The sequence below is a fragment of the Chryseobacterium sp. CG10_8 genome (assembly GCF_058117085.1).
Window position 1 is genome coordinate 15,907 of the sequence record NZ_JBYVEB010000025.1, and the last position, 19,176, is coordinate 35,082.

Sequence of the window (19,176 nt, forward strand, 5' to 3'; positions counted from 1 at the left end):
TTTAAATATCCTTCACAGGACATTTGCTTTTTAAACTGGAAATAATCATCTCAGAACAGAGATGATTATTTCCAGTTTTTTATAATAATAGATTTAATCTCTATTTTTTACAAGTATCCAATTGGAATATTGTAATAGAACGTTGTCTCCGTTTTTCCATACAACAGTGTACCAGTAAGTGCCTGTAGGGACATTATCCTTATTTTGCGCATCTTTTCCGTACCATTTGTAGCCAGTATCTTTATTCCCTTCTGCTACCTTTGTTCCATATCTGTCAAAGATGCTGAATTTAAATTCTTTCGAAAATGCAAGAGAAGAATAGTCAATATAATCATTAATATTGTCACCATTTGGAGTAATGGCATTGATCAAGTTAGGAACGAAAAGTCCCATCGTAACAGGTATACAATCGTAAGAATCTTTTATATAAAGGGCATTAACACCTCTAGGAACATTGGTAAATATATTAGAGTCCTGCCAGATGATGCCATCTAATGAATATTTATATGGAGCTTGTCCTCCAACTACAGATACAGTAATAGTATTATTCTTAATGTCAACAGCTGTAATCACTGGATGAGATGAAGGGTAAACCTTCACTGCTTGTCTGGTAACACATCCATTATAGCTTAGATCCACATAATAATCTCCTATTGGTACTCCACTGATGGATTGTGTTGTATCACCAGTACTCCATTCGTAGCTGTCATAGCCAGTTCCAGCATCCAAAGTTGCTCTATCTTCAAGACAGATAATTTGATCTTTAAGAACTGGGGAATATTGTGGTGGAGTAACGATTAAGTTAATTTTAGAGACCTTCCAACATCCGTTAGCATCAGTGATTCTAACATACACCGCTGAATTAGGTGAGGTGTAAGCATCCGGAGCAGCAATGCTATTGGTTTGATTCTCTGCATCTATTCGAGTAGGATAATATACCATAGTAGTCCCACCTGTAGTTGTAACGTTAGCTGTTGTTAAATCAAATAAACCTTTAGTTGCTTCATTTTCTGAAATATAACAAGTGGTTAGCGTGTCATCCATGTTTTGGATCAGTGTATAAAATTGTAAAGTTATCGTAGAGATATCTGTACAATTATTTGATGTCGATACCAGAGCAAAGACATTTCCTTCAGCTGAAGTGTAGCTTGTTGGGTTTGTAATTTGATTAGTTCCTGCATTAAGATCCGCAAGCGTTGGGTAATAGGTGGTAGTAACATTTGGATCAAAATAAAGATCTGCTTCTGTTAAGTCAAAAAGAGCCACCCCAGTATTATTATTACTACATTCTATTAGGGTGTCATCATCAGTTGTGATATTACCCTGCTCGAAGGTGATAGTTCCAAAATTTTTACAATCATTAGCTGCATTATTAGGATCGTTAGGGTCTGTATACCCTATCGTATAGTGAAATTGATCACCATCATTAACGTAAATTGAAGTAGTAATTGGATTGTTTCCTGTAAGTGCATCATTAGCATTAGTAAAGTACTCTACACTGAAATTAGGGTTAGAGTTGATAATTTGAGCGCTTAATGTAGAAAAGTCAAACAAAGTTGGGTCATCGCAAATAATAATAGTCCCGTCTTGGTTTGGACCAGGTTCTACAAATGGGTTAGGCTGAATGGCAGGATCATTAAATGGAGAGCTTAATGCAGCTGTCCCTGTCCAAGATAAGGTAAAGCCGTTTGTTGATCTACTGTAATTATCAACAACTAGAGTATAGGTTTCGCCAGGTAAAACGTTAAGGAATCCACTCCACACGCCATTTACTGTAGGATGAACTACTGTAAGGCTTAATCCTGTCTGTCCTCTAGTTCCAGAGTAGTTACATCTAATAGGCTGGCCAGTTGGGCTACCAATCTGAGAACATGACCAATTGGGACCATAGACAGCAAAATCGTAATCGTCATTGCTGACATTCGGATTAATGGTAAATGCAAGTGTACCTGCGGTTTGTACTGTGAAAGTATACCAAACCGTAAATCTTTCATCGGTTGCCATACAACCACCTAATTCCTCATTAATTAGTCCTGGGCCTGTTGGGGTGTATGCCAATCCTGAGTTACCACACACTGGAATTGCAGATGGACAGTCAGACTGAGCTTTGGCAAAAAAGGAGAGGAAAATAATGAGTAGAAAATATAGTTTTTTTTCCATAAGGGTCAAGTTAGAAAGTTAATTGAAAGTTAGCTAATAAAATCTAGAGGATTTTACTTTAAACTCTTGATTCTCTGTTGTTGATCTTCAATTAGTTTTACTAATTTTTTACTATCAACATTGTCTTTTTTCATATCCTCAGCTGCAGTTGCATATTTGTATGCAATCCAGTTTTTGTCATTCAATTCGGTTAAATTTTTATTAACGAAAAGAGCCTCGACTTCTTTATACTTTGCAAGAGCGGCATTGTAGTAGATTTTCCAATTATCGTCTACGTTGCTTCCTCTCAAACTTGTTAAATCATTGAAGACTGTTGCGTAATCATTGGCTGTTTTTGCAGATTCTATCTTGGAAATGCTCTTGTCAATCTGTGATTTGGAGCTTTGCGCATTAGCTGTTGAACATATTGCAAGAAGGAAAAGGGTAAATATTAACTTTTTCATTTTGATGGATTTTCAACAAATTTAAAAAAATATTAATAAACTAAGGAAATAATTGGCAAAAAAATTGGTTTTTGGTAATTGATAATGTTATAAAAAACTAATATCTCATATTTCTAAGTTTTGGAAAGTACTTACCAACTAGTATGGTTATAAGTAGAGTCATGCTTCCTCCAAAGATTACCGATTTGACAACTCCAAAGAGCTTTGCTGCGACGCCACTTTCAAATTGCCCCAATTCGTTGCTAGACATAATAAAAATAGAATTGACGGATAGTACTCTTCCTCTGATTTTTTCTGGAGTTTTTAGTTGGACAATAGTTCCTCTTATTACAACTGAAATGCCATCCAAAATTCCACTTAATATGAGGAAAAAGAAGGATAGAACATACCAAGTAGAAAAACTAAAACCAATGATGCAAAGTCCAAATCCAGCAACAGAAGCAAGTAATATCTTCCCTTGATTTTTTCTTAAAGGGATGAAGGAAAGGGTGATAATAATGATCATTGAACCGATATCAGAAGCGGCGTTAAGAAAACCAAATCCTTGTGCTCCCACATGCAAAATGTCGCTTGCATATACGGGAATCATCGCAACTGCACCTCCAAACAAGACCGCAAACATGTCTAGAAGTAGTGCTCCAAGAATTTCTCTTGTTTTGAGGATGTAGGCGACACCTTCTTTCATGCTTTCAATAACATTGGATCTTATTCCCTTGTTTTCAGAATAGTGTTTATTAATCATCCAAAAGAAAAGAGAAGCTGCAGTCATTATACTTAAAATGATAACCAAGGTCCCTGAGATATCGAACCAATGGATGAAAAATCCGCCTAATGCATGTCCGCATACAGAGGCTGTCAGGAAAGTGGCTTGGTTGATAGTGATAGCGTTTGCTAATCGCTCTTTTCCAACTATTTTTGGAATCATTGATGGGACAATAGGGCCTATAAATGCGCGGCAAATCCCAGTTAAGAAAATAATACCATAGATACAATATGTGACTTCCTTCTTAGTGAGTGTATTATTAGTATTAACGTAAAATGATAGCAGAGTCATGGCTCCAATAAGCAGTACATATGCATAGTTACACAGAAGAAGCAATCGTTTCTTTTCTGTATTGTCAATGACATGTCCTGCGTAAAGAGCCGAAACCACAGCTGGAACAAATTCTGCAGCACCAATAATGCCAATCGCTAAAGGGTCTTTCGTTAAAGCATAAACCCACCATCCTAATAATGTAGCTAGCATTCTGAAGGAAAGAATTAAAAAAAAACGACCTGTCATCAGGTTTCGGAATTCGGTAATCTTTAGGGTTTTAATAGGTTCTAATGAAATCATCGGATAAAGATAATTGAAAGTATCTTCATATTAAAAACGAAACAATTAATTTTGCCAAATGAAATGGATAATTCTTATTATCGCTGGCTTATTCGAAACGGGTTTTGCCTATTGTTTAGGAAAAACTAATGAATCAACAGGTAAGGAAAATGTGCTTTGGTGGTTGGGTTTCGGAGTTTTGCTATTCTGCTCCATGTTTTTGATGTATAAATCAATTTCTGGAGACAATGCGCTTCCCATTGGGACAGCTTATGCGGTTTGGACAGGTATTGGAGCGGTAGGAAGCGTTTTGGTTGGGATTTTTTTCTTTAAAGAACCAGCGACCTTTTGGCGAATATTCTTTGTGACCACACTTATAATTTCCATCATTGGATTAAAGTGGGTGAGTGAATAAAACTTTCACTCCAATATTTCTGAAATTTTAGGACAAAAAAAGCTCCATTCTTCTCGAGTGGAACTTTCAATATTTTATTTAAAACTAATTAAATTTTTCAGAAAAATTAATCGTCGTTTTTAGTTGCTCTTGTTGAACTGATGATTACTGCAGCAACTCCTACGGCAGCAACTCCAGCTCCAACTCCAATTGCAGTTGATTGTCTGCTGTCTTTAACTGCAGCTACATCAGATTTAGCCAAAGATATCTGAGTTGAATCATTTTTGCTCGCAAAACCATAAATTTCATTCTTTGTCAAATGCGAAAAAATCATCTTTTGAGAAGCTCCTCCATTGAGTTTAAAGGAATATTTCTTTCCTGAAAGCAAGTTGGAGTAGTCGTTTTCACTCACGTTGCTGGAATATTTTACAGTTCCACAAGATGAAAGAATCAAAAGACTAGACAGAAGGATTGATTTGATAGTAAAGTTGGTCTTCATTTCAAAAATTAATTTTCTCAAATGTATAAAAAAAAAATTATTGTAGAAATTTATTCAGTTTAAACTTGATAATTCTCTAAAAATTCACCAATATTTCTGTCGTTTGCCAAACGTGGAATTTTGTTTTGTCCCCCTAATTTACCTTGAGATTTAGCATACTCCTGAAAGGCATTCTTTTTTAAAGCTGATATTTTCAAAGGTTGAAGAACATTTCCCGAAATCAAATCATCATAATAGGTATTGAGATTTCGCATTTCAGAATCGAGATCCATTCTAAAGGTTTCCAAATCTTCTGGTTCTTTTTCAAATTCAATAAACCATTCGTGATAAGGGAGTTCATTGTTCTTAGGATTGACTTGTGGCGCCAAATGGAACTCGGTAATCTGAGCTGGAAATTTTTCAACAGTCCTTTTCATGGCTTCTTCTACTTCATACGCAATAACATGCTCTCCGAATGCAGAAGTAAAATGCTTGGTTCTTCCTGAAACAACAATTCGATATGGATTTTTAGAAACAAACCGAACCACATCTCCAATAGAATAGGCCCAAAGCCCTGAATTAGTGGTCAAAATCAAAGCGTAATCTTTGTTGAGCTCAACATCCTTTAAAGTTAGCCTTTGTGGTTGCTGAGCGGAGTCGAAGCGACCATATTGCTCTAATGGAATGAATTCATAAAAAATACCATGATTGGTCTGAAGCAAAAGGCCTTCGATTTCGTAATCATCTTGAAACGCAAAAAATCCCTCGCTTGCAGGAAAAGTCTGCACTATATCTACCTTTCCACCCAAAAGCTCTTCCATTTTCTCACGATAAGGCTCGTAATTAACACCGCCCGTAATAATTAGACTGAGGTTGGGAAAAAGTTCTTTAATTTTTTTACCATTTCGCTCCGTCAATTTTTCAAAATACATAATCAACCAAGGCGGAATTCCCGAAATAGCCGTCATATTTTCTCTCTCAGTTTCTTCGACAATTTTATCCACTTTGGTTTCCCAATCTTCAATGCAATTGGTTTTAAAACTTGGCAAACGGTTTTTCTGAAAAAACTTTGGAACCGTATGCGCTACAATCCCTGAAAGTCGCCCGACTTTAATTCCATTAACTTCCTCCAACTCTGGACTTCCTTGTAGAAAAATCCATTTCCCACTGATAGAGTCGGCAGATTGTTTTTTATTGATATAATGAAACAAGGCTGATTGCGCTGCTTCTACCTGATTTTTGATTCCCTCTTTGGAAATAGGAATGTATTTGGAACCCGAAGTGGTCCCCGAAGTTTTAGCAAGATATTCCGGATGGTCTGTCCAAAGGATATTTCGTTGACCTTTTTTAACCCTTTCGATATAAGGCTTCAGACCTTCATAATCCGACACCAGAACATTTTTTTGAAAATCTTCAACAGACTTTATTTCTTCAAAACGATGTTCGCGACCGAACAATGTTTTCTCAGCAGTTTTTACCAAATTTAGGAGTAATTCTTCTTGTTGCTGAACTGCATTGTCTTTGTAAACCTGAGCTTGAGCAACATGTTTTTTTGCCCAGATTTTTGCAGCGGTATTTTTGAGGAAATTTAGCATTGAGCAAATTTAATTGAATTTTCAAAAATAAATTCCCACTAAATTAAAATTTAATAATTTAGCGTATAAATTAATAACCTATTTTATGAAAACTTACATTTATTACGCATTGATTGCGTTGTGCCTTATTTCGTGTGCGAGTTCACCATCAACCGATATGTCTAACTCGTGGAAAAGTCTATCTTCTAATGGTTCCCTACAAAAAATGAATAAAATTTTGGTTGTAGCACTTTATAATAATGATATGCAAAGAAGAACTATGGAAGATGCTTTTGTAAAAAAAATACCTGGAAAAGTAATGCCATCTTATGCTTATTTCAAGACTCCTCTTGCTCAGATTGACCAAAAAAATATTGGAACTCAGTTAATAGCCGATGGATTTAATGGTGCAATTGTCATTAGATTGGCAAATCATCAAACCACGGGCTCTTCTCGTCCGCCCTCTGTTGGTCTTAGTCCACAGTTGTATTGGGGTTTTGGCAGTAATCTTAGCGCTGGAATTGGATTAGACTTCAATTTGGGGTATAACAATAAGCAAACTATATATTCGATAGAGACAAGTGTATATAGGTTTCCAAATGATGAACTAATTTGGTCTGGTATGGTAACAGCAACTAACCCATCTGATATCAATAATTTAGCTGATACGGTTTCAAATACGGTCTTTACAAAAATGAAATCAGATGGACTTTATTAAATTAGTTCTATTCTCCGGGTTTTAAAGCCTCTGAAGCTTATTTTTATAAAGTTGTATCTTTGCCCACAGAAAAACGATTTCAGACCAAGTCCTGAAATCGCTTTTGTCGTTGTCATTGCGAATGAGGTGAAACATAATGAAGCAATCCCAAAATTTTACAGATTGCTTCGCTTTGCTCGCAATGACAATAATCTATATATTTAATTTATGCTTAGAAATATCAACGAATCTCTTCTTCCCGAATTGCTCAAGAAAAATTTTGGAAAGGAAATTTTTGACCAATTAGAATCTTCCAATAATATATCTGTAAAAGGATTTGCAGGGTCTGCTCCATCCCTTTTGGTAGCAGAGCTTTTCCTGACACAATGTTGTCATGCTGAGCGAGTTTACACTGAGCGCAGTCGAAGTGAAGCATCTTCAATATTATTTATAATTGACGATAAAGAATCTGCACATTATATCACAACCGAATTAGAAGAGTTGGTGGGAGAAAGCCAAGTTTTTTATTTCCCTGAGACGCATCTCAATCCTTATCAGATAGAAAAAACTCAGAATGCTAATATTGTTTTGAGGACTGAGGTTATCAATCAGATTAACAATTCGAACAAGCCCAAAATTATTGTTGCCAATGCTTCCGCTTTAAGTGAAAAGGTACTGAAGAAAGAAGACTTCAAAGCGATTTCTCATCAAATAAAGGTCGGTGCAAAGCTGGATTTTGATTTTACAGAAGAATTACTGAATCAATTCAATTTTCATTTTACAGATTTTGTTTCAGAGCCAGGAGAATTTGCGGTGCGAGGCGGAATTGTTGATGTTTTTTCCTATGCCAACGAAAAACCCTACCGAATTACTTTTTTCGGAAACGAAATCGAAAGCATAAAGGAATTCGACATCGAAACCCAGTTGTCAACTGGGAGAGTGGACGAATTTGAGTTGGTTTCGAATATGAATTTTGCAGTGTCGGGAAACAAAGTTTCACTTTTGGAGCTTCTAGCGCCTAACAGCATTGTGATTACCCAAAACGCAATGCTCATTCATAAAAAGTTGAAAGACTTTTTCGAAAAAGCGGAAACTAATTTCGAGCAATTAAGTAAAGACATCAAGCATCAAAAGCCAGACGAACTTTTTGTTTCGGATGAGGTTTTCATAGAGGATTTAAAGAAATTTAAAACCATTGATTTTACGAATCAACAACAGGACACTAACAACAAAAAACTCGTAACAATTAGTCAAACCGCTCAGCCTACTTTTAATAAAAATTTTGATTTGTTATTTCAAGATTTGGAGCAAAAGAAAAATGAAAACTATGAAGTTTGGATTTCTTTTTCCACTGAAAAACAGAAAGAACGTTTGGAAAGTATATTCGAAGAATTAAAAGGGTTCGACTTGTCTCATAACCTTTTTAAATCCTTTAAATCAGAATTGCACGAAGGCTTTGTTGATTCTCAGCTAAAAATTTCGGTTTATACCGACCATCAGATTTTTGACCGTTATCAAAGATTCAAAGCTAAGAACTCTTTTGCAAAATCAGAACAACTGACGCTTAAAGATTTAATGTCCCTTAAAGTCGGAGATTACATCACGCATATCGACCATGGGATTGGTAAATTCATGGGATTGGTAAAGGTAAATAACGATGGAAAAGTTCAGGAATGCTTCAAACTGACTTATAAAAATGGGGATTTATTATATGCTTCGATTCATTCGTTACATAAAATTTCCAAATACAATGGTCCAGACGGACGGGAAATTCAATTAAGCAAATTGGGTTCGCCTGCTTGGAAGAGTTTAAAACAAAAAACCAAAGCCAAGGTTAAGCAGATTGCCTTTGATTTAATTAGACTTTATGCTCAAAGGAAGACTGCGAAAGGATTTGCTTTTACACCCGACACCTATTTGCAAAATGAGTTGGAAGCGAGTTTCGTTTATGAAGACACTCCAGACCAAGAAAAGGCGACTTTTGACGTGAAGCACGACATGGAAGCGGATACGGTAATGGACCGATTGATTTGCGGTGATGTTGGTTTCGGAAAAACGGAAGTGGCGATTCGGGCGGCTTTCAAGGCGGCAACCGATGGAAAGCAAGTCGCGATTTTGGTGCCGACCACTATTTTGGCGTTTCAACATTACAGAAGTTTCAAGGAGCGATTGAAAGATTTTCCAGTGAACGTATCCTATCTCAATAGATTCCGGACTGCAAAACAAAAGTCTGAAACCAAGGAAGGTTTGAAAAATGGAAAAATAGATATTGTAATCGGAACCCATCAATTGGTAGGAAAAGATATTGAATTCAAAGATTTAGGATTGTTAATCATTGACGAAGAGCACAAGTTTGGCGTGAATGTGAAAGACAAACTCAAAACCATGAAAACCAATATTGATACGTTGACATTAACGGCAACGCCGATTCCAAGAACGCTTCAGTTTTCGTTGATGGCAGCACGAGACTTGTCGGTGATTAAAACACCACCACCTAACAGACAGCCTGTGGACACGCAAGTGATTGGTTTCAGCGAAGATATATTGAGAGACGCTGTCTCTTATGAAATCCAAAGAGATGGGCAAGTCTATTTCATAAACAATCGAATTGAGAATTTAAAGGACATTGCAGGACTCATTCAACGTTTGGTTCCCGATGCGAGGGTGATTACTGGACATGGACAAATGGACGGGAAACAACTCGAACAAAATGTATTGGATTTTATGGAAGGTAAATATGATGTTTTGGTTTCCACCACCATTGTTGAATCTGGGGTGGACGTTCCGAATGCCAATACGATTTTTATCAACGATGCACAAAAATTTGGAATGGCAGATTTGCACCAAATGCGTGGAAGAGTGGGACGAAGCAACAGAAAAGCCTTTTGTTACCTGATTGCGCCACCTTATGATATGATTACATCTGATGCTCGAAAGCGTTTGGAAGCTGTTGAACAGTTTTCGGATTTGGGAAGCGGATTTCAAATTGCCATGAAAGATTTGGAAATACGAGGTGCTGGTGATTTATTAGGAGCAGAACAAAGTGGATTTATAAATGAAATGGGATTCGAAACCTATCAAAAAATTATGCAAGAAGCTTTGGAAGAATTGCAAAATGATAGTGAGTTCGAAAATCTTTTCGAGAATGAAGAAGACCGTAAAAAGTTATTTAAGTCTAATAAAGAAGTCAATATCGACACCGATTTCGAATTGATGTTGCCTGATTCCTACATCAACTCCACGGAAGAACGTCTAAGTCTTTACCAAAAATTGGCGGAAATTCAGAATGAAAAAGAGCTTAGTCAGTTCGAAGCAGAATTAGTTGACCGATTCGGTGATATTCCAAAAGAAGCAATTAATCTGTTGAAATCGGTAGAACTGAAATGGCTCGCTTCAGACATTGGTTTTGAAAAAATAGTGATGAAAAACGGAATTTTCCTTGGTTATTTCCCTATCAATCCGCAGGATAAATTTTACCAAAGCGAAAAATTCAGAAATATTATTGCGTACTTAACCCAGAATCCGCATCAAGCACAGCTTAAAGAAAAAATGGGCAAAGAAGGGAATCAGTTGATGATGAGGAAAGATAAGATTGTTAATATCGATGAAGTTACTACTGTTTTGGAAAATATTCTAAATCAATAAAAACATCTCCTAATTTGCATCGTGTCATTCAAAAGTTTTTATATATTTGTGTAAATTATATAATATGAAAAGAATTATACAAATTTTGATTCCTGTTTTGTTAGTGTTTTTCGTGTCCTCATGTCGAGAATCGGATCCAGCTGAAGTCTATGGATGGAGCGAAAATCCAGGTATTGACGGGCCGAGAATTTTAACTTCTGTAAAAAGTACAGGGTCAACACAGGCAGAATATAGCAGTACATCATTTGGTGTTTTAGAAAGTGTTTATGTGTCTGCGAGTTCAGAATTACAAAATGTTTATTACAATACGAGTCAAAGACTTAATAATATCTATATCAACGAGTCAACAAGTAGCAAGATTACAGTCAATCTTTCTTACGGATTAGATGGAAATATTAATACTATTACAGAGGATCAGTATGATGACAATGATTTGTATAAAAAAACAACTACCAACATTACTTATAACAGTGCTGGTAAACCAATTAACTTGATTAAATTAACCAAATATCCGCAGACTAATTCTGAGTGGGTTAAGTATACCGTAGTTGCGATTACTTATGATGGATTAAATGTGTCAAAGATTACAGAAAATAGCGCAGCAATTGTTAGTGGTGTTTATGATGCATTAGATTCTGCCAACTTGATTACTTATACGTACGATAATTATGATAATAAATATAATCCTTACTCTACCTTATCAAAGTTTTATAATATAACAATGGGTGTTAGAGATACTGAGAATTTTCAGAAATTGAGTGCTAATAATTCATTCTACCAATCAAAGAAAGTAGGTTCAGGAGCTCTTACTGAAACTACAACGGATACTAAAAAAGCTGTTTATGATGATCAGAATTTCTTGGTATCTACAAATTCTGGGGCTGTTAAGTATAGTTACAAAGCAATTCCTTAGTTATTAATATCAAGACATTACTTTTACAAAGCAATTTTTGTTGCTTTTTGATGAGTTAAAATATAATTAAAATGAAAAATTTTCTATATATAGTAGTTTCGGCAATATTTATCCTTTCAGTTCAATCTTGTAAACGAATTGCAGATTCTGATGATAATAATCTTCTCAATAATATGGGAGGGAACGAGACTGGTATTAACGGTGCTCGATTCCTTTATCGTGAGTACAGCTCCAATGCGGTACTAGCTCAATACACATATAACATGACAAAGTTGTCGACGGTTACCACCAATAATGATACAGAAGTTTCTACTACCAATGTCTACTATAATGGTGATTTAATAAATAAAATTACTTCAACTGGTGTTCTTGCTGCAACAGATAAATTTACAACAGAGAGATACTTTAATTATAATTCTGATGGGTCGAAGATAACTACGATTACGGAAACTTCTACTTTGATTCCAAATTATGCAACAGCTAATCCTATTGTTGAGTATAAGTTTAAGAAGTTATATACGGTTGCTTATGATTCTTCTAACAGAATTAAGACTATTACAATGCAAGAAGGTTTGGTACAACCTTTAGTGAGTTTTACTTATTCCAGCTATTCGATAACGACATTAACGTATGATAGCACGACTTCTAATGTAGCAGAATGTAATATTGATTCAGGGACAATAACTTCTGGTGTCTTTAATACAGCGGATGATACGATGACTTATACTTACGATGCATATGATTTAGGAGTAAGTCCGTTTACCTTGTTGCCAACTGCATATAATCTTTATCGCGCTATTAACGATGGTATTAGATATTATGCGTTTTCTTATGAGAATCCTAAAAGGATTTCTGTAACAGGAACAAGTATTGTAACGCCTATTCAGTACTATTCTGATTTGACGTATGATCCTCAAAATTATATGGTTTCTGGTCATGATATCAATTACGATTATAGACCATTCTAATAAAAGAAATTAAATAAATTATATCGGCGAGAAGTGAAATTTCATTTCTCGTTTTTATTTTTGCAAAATAATAGTCATAGGAATGAAGATTTTTAATTCTTTAAAAAACTTGTTTTCCAACGAAAAACAAATAATAGAAACAAACATCGTGAAATATCTAATTGTAGGTCTTGGAAACAAGGGCGCCGAATATGAAAACACAAGACATAATATCGGTTTCAAAGTTGCGGATAAAATTGCAGAGACCCTCGAAGCATCTTTTCGGTCTGCTAATTTTGGTTGGCTTGCTGAAGGAAAGTATAAAGGTAGAAAAGTATTGGTTTTGAAACCCGATACTTATATGAATCTTTCTGGAAAAGCAGTGAAATTTTGGATGCAAAAGGAGAATATTCCACTAGAAAATCTACTAATTGTTACGGATGATTTAGCTCTTCCTTTTGGAACGTTAAGGTTGAAGGGTAAGGGTTCTGATGCAGGTCATAACGGTCTATATAGTATTCAAAATGAGTTACAAACACCTAATTATCCTAGACTTAGATTTGGTATATCTGCTGATTTTTCTGAAGGGAAACAGGTGGATTACGTTTTAGGTACTTGGTCTGAGGAAGAAAATGAAAAACTTCCCGAAAGAATCGAGAAGTTTTCTAAAGCCGCTTTATCATTTGTCTTTGCTGGTATTAATAATACCATGTCGAGTTTCAATGGAAAATAATCAAAATGGTAATGTGTGGTTGATGACCAATTGAAGTTGGTTTCGCGAACTATTTTTCGTCGACTGATTCATAACTCCGAGTTCTAGCTTGAGGTCCTTTGAAGCAACAAAACCGAAGGCTCCATAGATGCGGTTTCTATCAAAGGCATCTTTATATGGCACCAAAAAAATTTCGTTATAAAAGGAAATGAAAAGAGTGTTAGGGGTGAAGCTTTTTGAATTTAAAGGATAGTTGATCCCTAGAAAGTACCGTCCTCTCATTTTGAAATCGTCTTCTAAGAATCTTTCTTCCCACCTTAGTCGATGCTGGATAGATAATGAACCCAATTGATGTCTATGGATATATTGCTGATAGATTCTATGTTCAGTATTATTGACTTTTTGTAGGTCGTTGACATAATTTTCTGAGTAGATATAGCTGTAGCCTAACAACAGATTATCATTTTTTTCCTTTAGGTTGATCCCTAGTCCTGTACGAAGCAGTATTTGCTGTACGTCGCCTATGTCATAATTTCTAAATTGCGCTTCAGTCCACCAATTCCATTGATTATTAATTGGATGGTCTGAGAAATAAATGAACCAGTTTCCAAGTTGATTGCTTTGTGCCGCTGCTATATTGTTTAAGAAAATAAAAAGGGTTAATATTATTTTTTTCATAGTTGTAAACAATAAAAAAGGAACCAGAAAAAAGCTGGTTCCTCGTTTTTAAAAATAATTAATAACTTAGTTAGGGAATCAAATTTTTGTTGGTTGCTTTGCTCATCATCCAGCTAGAATTTGTTAAGTCATAAATTTTTTGGATATCGGCAAGTATTTTTTCGAAATCTATTTCTAAGTCGATAAGCTTACCTGTTTTAAGGTCGAAAACCCAACCATGAACAATAGGGTAATGGTCTAAGATATATCTTTCTTGTACGCAAGCCATTTTGATGACATTGATACATTGTTCCTGAACGTTAAGCTCTATTAATCGATTATACTTTGCATGTTCGTCTTCTATGGAGTCTAGCTCTTCTTTATGCAATCTATAGACATCTCTAATGGTTCTTAGCCAAGGATTAAGTAATCCGAAATCCTCAGGAGTCATGGCTGCTTTAACACCTCCACATCCGTAATGTCCACATACGATGATATGTTTTACTTTGAGATGAGAAACAGCATATTCGATTACCGCTGTCGAGCTCATATCCAAAGTGTTAACCACGTTAGCGATGTTTCTATAAACAAAAACTTCTCCTGGCTGCATTCCCATTAGTTCTTCCGCAGTTGCTCTAGAGTCAGAGCATCCGATGTATAGGTAGTCTGGTGACTGACCTGCTGCAAGTTTATCAAAAAAGCTAGAATCTTCTCCTAGTTTTTCTTGGATCCACTTTTTGTTGTTTTCAAATATTGTTTCGTATGATTTTCCCATGATGATTATGATTTTAATGTTAGGTTAAGAAAACAATGTCGTTTTTTTGTTCTCTTGTGAATTTAGTGAAATTTAATGAATTTAAATTGCTCTTTTATGATCAATTTTAATGTGAGAGTGTTGATCGTTTTCAGCGTCTCGATAATTTTGTTTGAATCCTTTCAGTACAACCGTAATGTTAGCTTCTTTGGCTCTAACGTTGGCAAAATCCTCAATCAGTTCTAGGATGTCATGCGCAATGTATTCGGTTCTTGAAGCATCGATGGTGACTTTAGAGTTTTCTTCAATGTTTTTCAAAGTTTTTTTGATAGCGGCTTTATTAAGGAATGAAACTTCTTCCGAAAGGTCGATTGTGATTTCGTCGGCACCTTCCAATTCTTGTCTGCTATAATAATATGCTCGCTTCATATTTCCTTGAAGGATGTAATAAATCGAAATAGCCAAACCAATTCCTACACCTTTTAACAAGTCAAATACAACTACTGCAATCACTGTTGCTAAAAATGGAATGAACTGTCTTAATCCTTTTTTCCAAAAATGTTGAAGTTTAACTGGATTTGCAAGTTTATACCCTACAATAAGTAATACTGCTGCTAAAGTTGCTAGAGGTATTTTGTTAAGTAAGAATGGGATTGCCAGAACGCAAACTAATAATAACGCACCATGAATGATGGTGGATAATTTGGTGGTAGCTCCAGCGTTACTATTCGCTGAGGTTCTAACCACTACAGAAGTAATAGGAAGCCCGCCAATTGCTGCACTGATAAGGTTACCGATTCCTTGTGCTCTAAGTTCTTGATTGGTATCCGTAATTCTTTTGTGAACATCCATTTTGTCGGCTGCTTCAATACATAAAAGCGTTTCAATAGAAGCGACTACTGCAATGGTAGCACCCGCAAGCCATACCTGATAATTCAGGAATCCAGAAAAATCAGGGAATACTACTAGGTTTTTGAAATCATTAAAGGTCTGAGGAACCGGCAATGAAACCAAATGTTCTGATTTTATTTCTAATGAACTTCCCTTGAGAAGTTCGTTAACAATGATACTGACAACCACTGCGAAAAGTGCTCCAGGAAGTAGTTTGAGTTTCTTTAGGAAGTCTACTTTATCCCACAATATCAAAATAAAAAGTGAAATAACGGTAATGATAATCGCTCCGAAATGAACAGCATTAGAAAGATTTTGCATGTAAACACCAAAATCAAAGGATTCGCTGAACAAAGCCATATTTCCTTCGAAATCTTTATCATAACCCAAAGCGTGCGGAATTTGTTTTAGGATGATGATGACTCCAATTCCGGCAAGCATTCCTTCAATCACATTATTAGGAAAATAGCTGGAAATACTTCCTGCTCTGATGATTCCAAGAACAATTTGGATAAGTCCCGCGATAATTCCCGCGCAAAGGAAAATTTCAAAAGTTCCTAATTTGGTGATATAGTCCAATACAATAGCGGCTAATCCAGCGGCTGGACCGGATACCGAAAGGTGCGAGTTACTGAAGAAACCGATAACGATACCTCCAACAATTCCAGCGATAATTCCAGCGAGCGGTGGTGCTCCAGAAGCTAATGCGATACCTAGACATAGTGGTAATGCTACAAGAAATACTACTACTCCAGATGGAAAATTCTCTTTGAATCCTCCCATAAGATTTTTTGCTTTTTCCATAATTGAAAATATTGCTTTCGGACTGACATAACAATCCGGTTTTTATTTGAATAAAAAAAACTGAAAACAAGTGTAGAATTCTTCGATCGTTGTCAAAAAATTCTTGTTCAAAAAATGAAATTAAGCCTCAGGTGGGGGCGAAAAAATAGTGAGATGTGGATCCAAATAAGTTCTCTCGTTAACGAGAAAATACAATGTTGGATTTTCCTCAGGCTCAGTGAATTTGATATAATCTAGAACATCTAAGGTTTTCGGAATAGTCTTCTCAAAAATGGTTTGAGAATAAGAGTTGTGGTTTTCTTCTTCTTCAACAATAATTGTATTCATCGGTGTATCCCAACCAAAAACAGCAGCAATACCTGGTAATGCTTCGAAATTGATAAAAATTACTAAAACGATGATATTCAAAAACCTCATTTGATATATTGAAGTTGCAAATATAAGTTGCAAACTATTTAAAAGCAATAAAATTATAGATTTTGTCTAAATTTTAACAAATTTTAATAATCGATATCTATTTAGTTGTGTTTAATTTTAATTAAAAATTGAAATTACGTGGAGAAAAAATCTATGTTTAGAATCAAATTTTGTTATTGATATATCCTTCCGTTGCATTGTCATTAGAAGTGATAACCGCAGGGTTTCCAACAACAACGGAGTTGGAAGGAACATCGAAGTTAACATACGCATTAGGCGCAATGAGAACATTGTCGCCAATGGTTATTCCACCAACAACTACAGCATTTGGGCCAATCCAAACTTCGTTTCCAATCGTAGGAAATCCTTGATTTTTTCCTCGATTCTGTTGTCCGATGGTGACGCCTTGTGCGATATTGACGTTTTTTCCAATTTTTGCGTTGGGATTAATTACTAGACTTCCCCAATGACCAAGATAGAAGCCTTCTCCAATTTGGGTTTCTGGATAAATTTGGAAACCATATTTAATTTGATGATGGCGCAAAACCCATCTCCAAAAAATTCCATGAATTGATTTTTTTTTGCTCTGTTGGCATTTTCTTAGAAGATAAACATAATGCAAATTAGGATTAATGCATTTTGCTATAATCTGAGAATTAGAAAGCCATTTTCCACTTTCTCGATAGAAATCTTTTTGAATGATGGTTTTATCTGACATAAGACAAAGGTAAAAGATTAAACGGTATCCATGATTTCCATGATATGTTTAACAGAATTTTCTAGGTTGAATGGCATTTTGTAACCATTAAGCTGTTCTTGATAGGAGGCGAAACTCAAGCGGTTTTCCATAGCCTTTTTCATTCCCTGATAGATTCCTTCTTCGGAGTTTTCGACAATAAGGCCAAGTTTTCCGTTTTCTAACATTTCACGAACACCAGAAACATCTGTTGCAATAATATTTTTCTTCAAAGTAATTGCTTCAAACAGCACGGTTGGAAATCCTTCGTATCTCGAACTTAAAACATAAAAATCAGCTTTTTTGTAGTAAGGATAAGGATTGTCAGTGAATCCTAACATGGTTGCGGTTTGATCAACTCCTAATGAAGATTTCAGTTTTTTGATGTTTTCAAAATCATATCCATCACCCACAATGATGACTTGATGCGGAAAGCCTTCGTCTAGAAGCCTCTTATGAACTTTCAATAATCTGTCAAAACCTTTTTGAGGAAAAACCGTTCCAACAGAAATAAAAGTTGGTTGTTGGTTGTTTTCCTGTTTCAAAATATCTTCTACAAAAGTCCCCTTTGGGGATTTAGGGGCTTCTGCTTTTTCCAATATTTCTTCGGTATCTAAAGGATTGTAGATTCTTACAATTCGGTTTCTCTCATCATCTGTTTTAGCGAGATTTTCAAAATCTTTTTGGATATGTTCTGAGATAACCATGATTTTATCAAACCCGAAAAATTTTCTAATCTCCTCATCTGTATAATTATGAAATTCAGTTTTTCTTAAATCATTGTGTATCCACATGATTTTTTTGGATGATTTCTGAGGTGAATTTAGAATTTCGTCGCGGAAACCATGTATTGCAGCAAATTCAATATCATATTTCTTTCCTTTAAGAATATACTTATAAAGAAGCTGTGGATATTTTTTTAGAAGTTTTTGATAAACCACTCTGTAAGCTTTCTGAGGGATATCTTGAGGTCGATTGGTAGTAATCATTTCACCTTTATTAAGGTAAAATATTTTAATCCAAGAGGGGACTTCAGCTAGATATTTCCCAGAATATAAATTCAGCAATAGGTCGATTTCGTACTTGTCTTCTGGAAGATTTTTGAGAAAGGTTACCAAAACTTTTTCTGCGCCACCATGACGCAGAGAACCAATTCTGATAAGGATTTTCTTTTTCATTATTTGATTTTCCTCGCTTTTTTGTACTTATGAGGTAGGTTAGCCTTAATATATTCGTCCAATTTTCTCTTGTCAGATTCTAATTCTCTTGGGTACTCAGTATTGTTGCTGAGTACAATATCTCCATAATCTTCGATGGTACAAAGAAATTGAGCAGGATTTCCGATAAAAACGCTGTTGTCGGGCATGGATTGGGATAAGGTAGAATTGGCCCCCAAGATGCAATTGTTCCCAATCTGAACATCTTGTGTGATGACACAGTTAAGACCAATGGTACAGTTATTTCCGATTTTGATTCTGCCAAAAATTCTCGCGTCTTCATACCCCGGAAGTCTTCTAAGAAGAGTAGTAGTTCCGCCATGATTGACGAATCTCACACCGGCTGCAATGTTGACATTATCACCAATTTCTATAAGAAAAGGCTCTGTTCCGAAGTAGACTTTATCAGGCATATTAAAATT

Annotated in this window: 18 protein-coding genes; 6 read left to right on the plus strand and 12 right to left on the minus strand. The window is 35.5% G+C overall.

Annotation, left to right across the window (positions count from 1 at the left end):
* Positions 1–93 precede the first annotated feature (93 nt).
* From AC4AGG_RS06250 to AC4AGG_RS06260, 3 genes are all read right to left on the minus strand, one after another.
* The gene (locus AC4AGG_RS06250; RefSeq protein ID WP_489771132.1) at positions 94–2,160 is read right to left on the minus strand and encodes a T9SS type B sorting domain-containing protein; all 2,067 of its coding nucleotides are present in this window, start codon (positions 2,158–2,160) and stop codon (positions 94–96) included.
* A 53-nt stretch (positions 2,161–2,213) separates the two neighbouring features.
* Positions 2,214–2,603 carry a hypothetical protein gene (locus AC4AGG_RS06255; RefSeq protein WP_489771133.1) on the minus strand — a complete coding sequence of 130 codons (390 nt, stop codon included), beginning with the start codon at positions 2,601–2,603 and terminating at the stop codon, positions 2,214–2,216.
* Between the two features lie 97 nt (positions 2,604–2,700).
* Positions 2,701–3,939, minus strand: a complete 1,239-nt coding sequence (locus AC4AGG_RS06260; protein ID WP_489771134.1) for an MFS transporter — start codon at positions 3,937–3,939, stop codon at positions 2,701–2,703.
* Between the two features lie 58 nt (positions 3,940–3,997).
* Here AC4AGG_RS06260 and AC4AGG_RS06265 point away from each other — a divergent pair, with 58 nt between their 5' ends.
* Complete coding sequence (locus AC4AGG_RS06265) at positions 3,998–4,333, plus strand: DMT family transporter (RefSeq protein WP_489771135.1); 336 nt, start codon at positions 3,998–4,000, stop codon at positions 4,331–4,333.
* 106 nt (positions 4,334–4,439) lie between these two features.
* On the opposite strand, the gene AC4AGG_RS06270 is transcribed toward AC4AGG_RS06265, so the two are convergent.
* Together AC4AGG_RS06270 and AC4AGG_RS06275 are read right to left on the minus strand one after the other, a co-directional pair.
* Positions 4,440–4,811: a hypothetical protein gene (locus AC4AGG_RS06270; RefSeq protein ID WP_489771136.1), complete on the minus strand. Its 372-nt coding sequence runs from the start codon at positions 4,809–4,811 to the stop codon at positions 4,440–4,442.
* Positions 4,812–4,870: 59 nt separating this feature from the next.
* On the minus strand, positions 4,871–6,385 hold the full coding sequence (locus AC4AGG_RS06275; protein WP_489771137.1) for a GH3 auxin-responsive promoter family protein: 1,515 nt from the start codon (positions 6,383–6,385) through the stop codon (positions 4,871–4,873).
* 85 nt (positions 6,386–6,470) lie between these two features.
* Between AC4AGG_RS06275 and AC4AGG_RS06280 the strand changes: the two genes are divergently transcribed.
* The 5 genes from AC4AGG_RS06280 (at position 6,471) to pth (ending at position 13,299) form a co-directional block, all read left to right on the plus strand.
* Positions 6,471–7,082: a hypothetical protein gene (locus tag AC4AGG_RS06280; protein WP_489771138.1), complete on the plus strand. Its 612-nt coding sequence runs from the start codon at positions 6,471–6,473 to the stop codon at positions 7,080–7,082.
* A gap of 207 nt (positions 7,083–7,289) precedes the next feature.
* Complete coding sequence (mfd, locus tag AC4AGG_RS06285; protein WP_489771139.1) at positions 7,290–10,706, plus strand: transcription-repair coupling factor; 3,417 nt, start codon at positions 7,290–7,292, stop codon at positions 10,704–10,706.
* A gap of 64 nt (positions 10,707–10,770) precedes the next feature.
* Positions 10,771–11,619, plus strand: a complete 849-nt coding sequence (locus tag AC4AGG_RS06290; protein WP_489771140.1) for a hypothetical protein — start codon at positions 10,771–10,773, stop codon at positions 11,617–11,619.
* Between the two features lie 71 nt (positions 11,620–11,690).
* A complete protein-coding gene (locus AC4AGG_RS06295) occupies positions 11,691–12,587 on the plus strand; it encodes a hypothetical protein (RefSeq protein WP_489771141.1) in 897 nt (298 codons plus the stop codon).
* A gap of 148 nt (positions 12,588–12,735) precedes the next feature.
* Positions 12,736–13,299 (plus strand): aminoacyl-tRNA hydrolase, encoded by a 564-nt coding sequence (pth, locus tag AC4AGG_RS06300; RefSeq protein WP_489771149.1) that lies wholly within the window; start codon positions 12,736–12,738, stop codon positions 13,297–13,299.
* Here the strand turns inward: pth and AC4AGG_RS06305 are convergent, their stop codons facing one another.
* The 7 genes from AC4AGG_RS06305 to AC4AGG_RS06335 form a co-directional block, all read right to left on the minus strand.
* Positions 13,300–13,956 carry a DUF2490 domain-containing protein gene (locus tag AC4AGG_RS06305; RefSeq protein WP_489771142.1) on the minus strand — a complete coding sequence of 219 codons (657 nt, stop codon included), beginning with the start codon at positions 13,954–13,956 and terminating at the stop codon, positions 13,300–13,302.
* 70 nt (positions 13,957–14,026) lie between these two features.
* Positions 14,027–14,710 carry a carbonic anhydrase gene (locus tag AC4AGG_RS06310; protein ID WP_489771143.1) on the minus strand — a complete coding sequence of 228 codons (684 nt, stop codon included), beginning with the start codon at positions 14,708–14,710 and terminating at the stop codon, positions 14,027–14,029.
* A gap of 81 nt (positions 14,711–14,791) precedes the next feature.
* Positions 14,792–16,384 (minus strand): SulP family inorganic anion transporter, encoded by a 1,593-nt coding sequence (locus AC4AGG_RS06315; RefSeq protein WP_489771144.1) that lies wholly within the window; start codon positions 16,382–16,384, stop codon positions 14,792–14,794.
* Between the two features lie 120 nt (positions 16,385–16,504).
* The gene (locus tag AC4AGG_RS06320) at positions 16,505–16,801 is read right to left on the minus strand and encodes a hypothetical protein (RefSeq protein WP_489771145.1); all 297 of its coding nucleotides are present in this window, start codon (positions 16,799–16,801) and stop codon (positions 16,505–16,507) included.
* A 163-nt stretch (positions 16,802–16,964) separates the two neighbouring features.
* Positions 16,965–17,519, minus strand: a complete 555-nt coding sequence (locus AC4AGG_RS06325; protein ID WP_489771146.1) for a serine O-acetyltransferase — start codon at positions 17,517–17,519, stop codon at positions 16,965–16,967.
* A 17-nt stretch (positions 17,520–17,536) separates the two neighbouring features.
* A complete protein-coding gene (locus tag AC4AGG_RS06330) occupies positions 17,537–18,715 on the minus strand; it encodes a glycosyltransferase (RefSeq protein WP_489771147.1) in 1,179 nt (392 codons plus the stop codon).
* A partial coding sequence (locus tag AC4AGG_RS06335; protein ID WP_489771148.1) for an acyltransferase occupies positions 18,715–19,176 on the minus strand: 462 nt, incomplete at its 5' end. The genes AC4AGG_RS06330 and AC4AGG_RS06335, both read right to left, overlap by 1 nt.

Bases quoted from the DNA above. Each gene is read 5' to 3' on its own strand.
- AC4AGG_RS06250 (WP_489771132.1), bottom strand. From the start codon at position 2,160: ATGGAAAAAAAACTATATTTTCTACTCATTATTTTCCTCTCCTTTTTT.
- AC4AGG_RS06255 (WP_489771133.1), bottom strand. From the start codon at position 2,603: ATGAAAAAGTTAATATTTACCCTTTTCCTTCTTGCAATATGTTCAACA.
- AC4AGG_RS06260 (WP_489771134.1), bottom strand. From the start codon at position 3,939: ATGATTTCATTAGAACCTATTAAAACCCTAAAGATTACCGAATTCCGA.
- AC4AGG_RS06265 (WP_489771135.1), top strand. From the start codon at position 3,998: ATGAAATGGATAATTCTTATTATCGCTGGCTTATTCGAAACGGGTTTT.
- AC4AGG_RS06270 (WP_489771136.1), bottom strand. From the start codon at position 4,811: ATGAAGACCAACTTTACTATCAAATCAATCCTTCTGTCTAGTCTTTTG.
- AC4AGG_RS06275 (WP_489771137.1), bottom strand. From the start codon at position 6,385: ATGCTAAATTTCCTCAAAAATACCGCTGCAAAAATCTGGGCAAAAAAA.
- AC4AGG_RS06280 (WP_489771138.1), top strand. From the start codon at position 6,471: ATGAAAACTTACATTTATTACGCATTGATTGCGTTGTGCCTTATTTCG.
- mfd (WP_489771139.1), top strand. From the start codon at position 7,290: ATGCTTAGAAATATCAACGAATCTCTTCTTCCCGAATTGCTCAAGAAA.
- AC4AGG_RS06290 (WP_489771140.1), top strand. From the start codon at position 10,771: ATGAAAAGAATTATACAAATTTTGATTCCTGTTTTGTTAGTGTTTTTC.
- AC4AGG_RS06295 (WP_489771141.1), top strand. From the start codon at position 11,691: ATGAAAAATTTTCTATATATAGTAGTTTCGGCAATATTTATCCTTTCA.
- AC4AGG_RS06305 (WP_489771142.1), bottom strand. From the start codon at position 13,956: ATGAAAAAAATAATATTAACCCTTTTTATTTTCTTAAACAATATAGCA.
- AC4AGG_RS06310 (WP_489771143.1), bottom strand. From the start codon at position 14,710: ATGGGAAAATCATACGAAACAATATTTGAAAACAACAAAAAGTGGATC.
- AC4AGG_RS06315 (WP_489771144.1), bottom strand. From the start codon at position 16,384: ATGGAAAAAGCAAAAAATCTTATGGGAGGATTCAAAGAGAATTTTCCA.
- AC4AGG_RS06320 (WP_489771145.1), bottom strand. From the start codon at position 16,801: ATGAGGTTTTTGAATATCATCGTTTTAGTAATTTTTATCAATTTCGAA.
- AC4AGG_RS06325 (WP_489771146.1), bottom strand. From the start codon at position 17,519: ATGTCAGATAAAACCATCATTCAAAAAGATTTCTATCGAGAAAGTGGA.
- AC4AGG_RS06330 (WP_489771147.1), bottom strand. From the start codon at position 18,715: ATGAAAAAGAAAATCCTTATCAGAATTGGTTCTCTGCGTCATGGTGGC.